General features: G+C 60.0%; 4 protein-coding genes. All 4 read right to left on the reverse strand.

Annotated elements, in window-relative coordinates; translation table 11 throughout:
• A partial coding sequence (locus ABSG20_RS31490; protein WP_423868352.1) for an NAD(P)-binding protein occupies window positions 1-302 on the reverse strand: 302 nt, incomplete at its 3' end.
• A 179-nt stretch (window positions 303-481) separates the two neighbouring features.
• Window positions 482-2,740 (reverse strand): xanthine dehydrogenase family protein molybdopterin-binding subunit, encoded by a 2,259-nt coding sequence (locus ABSG20_RS31495; protein WP_423868353.1) that lies wholly within the window; start codon window positions 2,738-2,740, stop codon window positions 482-484.
• Window positions 2,737-3,225 carry a (2Fe-2S)-binding protein gene (locus ABSG20_RS31500; RefSeq protein WP_423868354.1) on the reverse strand — a complete coding sequence of 163 codons (489 nt, stop codon included), beginning with the start codon at window positions 3,223-3,225 and terminating at the stop codon, window positions 2,737-2,739. The genes ABSG20_RS31495 and ABSG20_RS31500 overlap by 4 nt, the downstream gene beginning before the upstream one ends.
• On the reverse strand, window positions 3,222-3,968 hold a 747-nt coding region (locus tag ABSG20_RS31505), incomplete at its 5' end, for a c-type cytochrome (protein WP_423868355.1). The genes ABSG20_RS31500 and ABSG20_RS31505, both read right to left, overlap by 4 nt.

Genomic DNA, 3,968 nt, shown 5'->3' on the forward strand with positions numbered 1-3,968 from the left:
ATCACCGTATGGCAACTCGAACAAAGGTCCTCCTTGAATCCCGGAAGTAAGACTTCTTGCGTCTTGCAACCTCCTCCGATGATTTGGTGTCCTTCGAGGACCAGAATGCGATAGCCCGCCTTTGCGAGATACGCGCCGCAAGTAAGGCTGTTATGACCCGCGCCTGCAACAATGAAGTCGAAGCGATCAGCAGACGCTGCTGGCTGTGGGCTGCTCTTTCCCACCTTATCGGCGAGCTCCATGGCTCCAGCAGCGACTTCCAGTTGTGTCAGCAGGACCGGTGCGGCGGCTAACGTCTTCACGACGTCTCGCCGAGATGCGGAGGCCATCATTATTCTCCTCTTATTGCCGTTCTGAGAAGTGCGTTGCAAAGGCTTACAATTTTCCTCGTCATGTTGCGGCCGTCGGCGCTTGCTTGATTCGCGATGCCGCGAAGGACGCCGGGGCGTAAACGCAAGTGCCAACACGAGGGGCTCGCCATCTAAGTGACTCCTATCACCGTCTTGACGCGTTCGCGGCTGAGCGGCAGATCGCGCAGACGTATACCGGTTGCATCGGCGAATGCGTTTGCCAGAGCGGCAGCGGTTGGCCCCTGCGCCGCTTCGGCGACTCCGAGGAACGGCATGCCCGGACGATCGACGATATGCACGTCGATCTTGTCGGGTACATCGACGAACCCGAGAATCGGATAAGAACTCCAGTCGAAACTCGTGCGTTTGGTATCGTCGAAAGTCGCGGCCTCCCTGCTTGTCCAACTGAGCGATTGGATGATGCCGCCCTCGATCTGATTGACGATGCCGTCCGGGTTGACAACTTGTCCGCCGTCAACTGCAGCGACGACCCGGCGAAAACAGATGCGGCCGGTTTCTCGGTCGACTTCGATCTCAATCATGATAGCGCAGTAAGCGCCAAGGTTCTTGTAGCGGGCGAAGCCCATACCGCAGCCGCGCCGACCGTCACCGGGCGTACGTTTTGCCCATCCGAATTCTGCGGCGGCCCTGCTCATCACCGCGCGGGCGCGATCGTCCTTCATGTGGGAAAGACGGAGACTCAGCGGGTCGAGTCCATCCGCCTTTGCGAGTTCGTCAAACATACATTCGATTGAAAAGACATTCAGATAGCCGCCGAGCGACCGCAGCGAGGACACCCGGATTGGCATCTCCGGGATATAGTGGAACACCACGTTCATCTTCGGCAGGTCGTAAAGAGGATTCGAATTACGATCTCCGTCGCCTTCGGGCATAGGAATAGGTTGGCCTTGCGGCGCAGGATGAGGCGGCTGAACTTCGCCACCAGCCCAAATTCCTCCCGCTTTCTCCGGGCGAGCGTTATGGCGATTGCTCCAGATCTCATGTCGCCAAACTACGATACGGTTCTGATTGTCGAGGGAAGCCTCTAGTTCGGTGACCATAGCCGCTCCGAGAGGTTCCCAGCCGAACTCTTGCTCACGCATCCATTGCAGGCGGATGGGGCGTCCGGGGAGCGCTTTCGCGATAAGGGCAGCGTCGCCGGCGGCGTCGTCCGCACCGTTCTGTCCGTAGCATCCCGCGCTCTCGCTATGAATCACGCGTACCTGATGGAGGGGCAGCTGAAGCAAATCGGCGACAAAGTCTCGAACACCGAATACTCCCTGGCTGTGCGACCAGACCGTCATAAGTCCGTCCTTGAACAGAGCGACGGCACAGGAGGGACCGATGGAGCCGTGGCTCAGGAACGGCCGGGAGTAGCGGGCTTTCACTTCGCGTACGGGAGGAGACGTCGGCGCGTCGGTATTCAGAACTACAATGTCCTGTACAGGCTGGCTCTTCAGGAAGGCTATCAGATCGCCGCTTGGCAAAGGAGGAGCGGTTCTTGTGAATGGCGTCCTCTCAAGGTGCCGAAGAGTGGTGATTGCGGTCCATTCATTCTCGGCAACGACTGCGACGAAGGCGCCGTTCTGGACGACCTTGACAACTCCCGGGATGGCTTCGACGGGGCCTAAATCGAGCCGCCCGAGCCGGGTCCCTTCGCTGGGTCCACGAATAACCCGCGCGTGAAGCATCCCCGGCAGGCGCAGATCCTGAACGAATGCAGCGCCGCCGGTGAGCTTTGCGGGGATATCCACCCTCCGCATGTTTGTCCCGACCAGTCGGAAGCGACTCGGATCGCGGAGCGACACGTCGGGGATCGCCTCGACGTTCAGCGATACCGATGTCGCTACCTCACCGTAACTCGAAAATCGACCGTCAGTCGTTCGCAGCCTACCATCGCCAGTCGTGGTGACCGTGCTCTCGTCAACATTCCAGGTGCTGGCGGCTGCTCTACGGAGCAGCATGCGGACGTTAGCGGCCGCATTTTGAATGGCTGTGCCACTATCCTGTATTGAGTGGCTTCCCGCAGTGAGCCCTTCGTTAGGCGTTAGCAAAGTGTCGGCGGTGACGAGCGAGATCTGGTCGGGACCAATATCCAATTCCTCGGCTGCGATCTGCGTCAGCGCTGTCCGCACGCCCTGGCCAAGTTCCGCCTTGCCGGTATAGACCGTCACGCGACCATCGCCGTCAACGCGGATCCAGGCTTCCAGCACGGGCGTTGACTTAAGGCTGCCCTTTTGATTTGGAGCGATGATGGGGGGAGCATTGCCTTCGCCCCCCCCTGCGAGCTGTCCCATCGCATGGGAAGCGAATGTAAAGCTCACCACAATTGAACCGGCAGCCAGGAACGATCGCCGAGACATTAGGCTCATGCCAGGCCTACCACTCATGGCGCGCGCTCCCGGTCACCGAATGCAGGCGGCATATTCAGCGCACGGCGCACCGCACGAATAATGCGCATGTGCGTACCGCAACGGCAAAGGTTGGGCTGCATGTGCTTGCGGAGTTCGGCTTCTGTTGGCAACGCATTTCGGTCAAGGAGCACCTGCGCGCGCATAATCATTCCGGCAATGCAATACCCGCACTGCGCAGCTTGTTCGACTTCGAACGCCGTCTGCAGAACGCTGGGACTCGACGTGGTCCCTAGCCCTTCGATCGTCCTTATACGTCGGCCTTCCAAGCTCACGATCGGGGTCAAGCAAGAGAAGACTGCTCGGCTATCAATCTGAACGGTGCACGCGCCGCATTGACCTAATCCGCACCCGTATTTGGCGCCGTTCAAACCAAGCTCGTTGCGCAGAACATAGAGGAGGGGCGTCGATGGATGCGACTCGACCACGTACTCCGATCCGTTGACGTTCAGCTTTAGCGTCATGGCGAGTCGCTCGCCTTCCGCGCTTCGGAAACGGCGCTCTCGAGTGCTACCCAGGCGGGACGATCGCTGTATCGGGCACGTAGATAAGAGACGACTTCAGCGATCTCTCGATCTGTCAAATTATCCGCGAAGGCAGGCATGTAGGGGCCTGGCGGTCCCGTCGGCGATTGCAGGCCCTGGAGGATGGCCAAGATGGTGTTACGGGGGTCGCTTTCCTGGATCGCAGTAGTCAACGCGAGGCCGGGCCGATCCTGTGCCAGCATGGGAGCGCCGACTTCGTGACAGCCCGCGCATGCACCTTGAAAGAGATTTGCGCCAACCGCATGTTCCTGGACTGCCTCACGTTCGCGGTCCCGTGCGAGAAACTGCCGCGGGACCTCGTTGCTGCCATGCATCAGCGAAGCGATATAGACAGCGATTGCGTGGACTTCCCGATCCGGGGCCTTCGAGAGCTCGGCCGTAACCGGTCCCATCGGCCCAGCCGCAACGCTATGCGCCGGGTCCATTCCAGTTTTCAGATACTTGTAAAGCGCGGATACCGTCCAGGTCTTCGCCACGGGATTGGAAGAATCCAATGCTGGCGCGTTCCAGCCTTCGGCGACACCGCCCGCATAAGGTCGTCCGCTCTCTTCACCGCCAGCGAGATCTCGCGGCGTATGGCAGCCTCCACAATGGGCGAGGCCCTCCGACAGGTAGGCACCTCGGTTCCACACCTCGTCTGCGGCCGGCGCCGGCGAAAAACG

This window comes from Bradyrhizobium sp., assembly GCF_049512235.1.
Classification (GTDB): Bacteria; Pseudomonadota; Alphaproteobacteria; order Rhizobiales; family Xanthobacteraceae; genus Bradyrhizobium.

Excerpts from the sequence above, each read along its gene's own strand:
- ABSG20_RS31495 (WP_423868353.1), bottom strand. The coding sequence starts at position 2,740 with ATGAGTGGTAGGCCTGGCATGAGCCTAATGTCTCGGCGATCGTTCCTG.
- ABSG20_RS31500 (WP_423868354.1), bottom strand. The coding sequence starts at position 3,225 with ATGACGCTAAAGCTGAACGTCAACGGATCGGAGTACGTGGTCGAGTCG.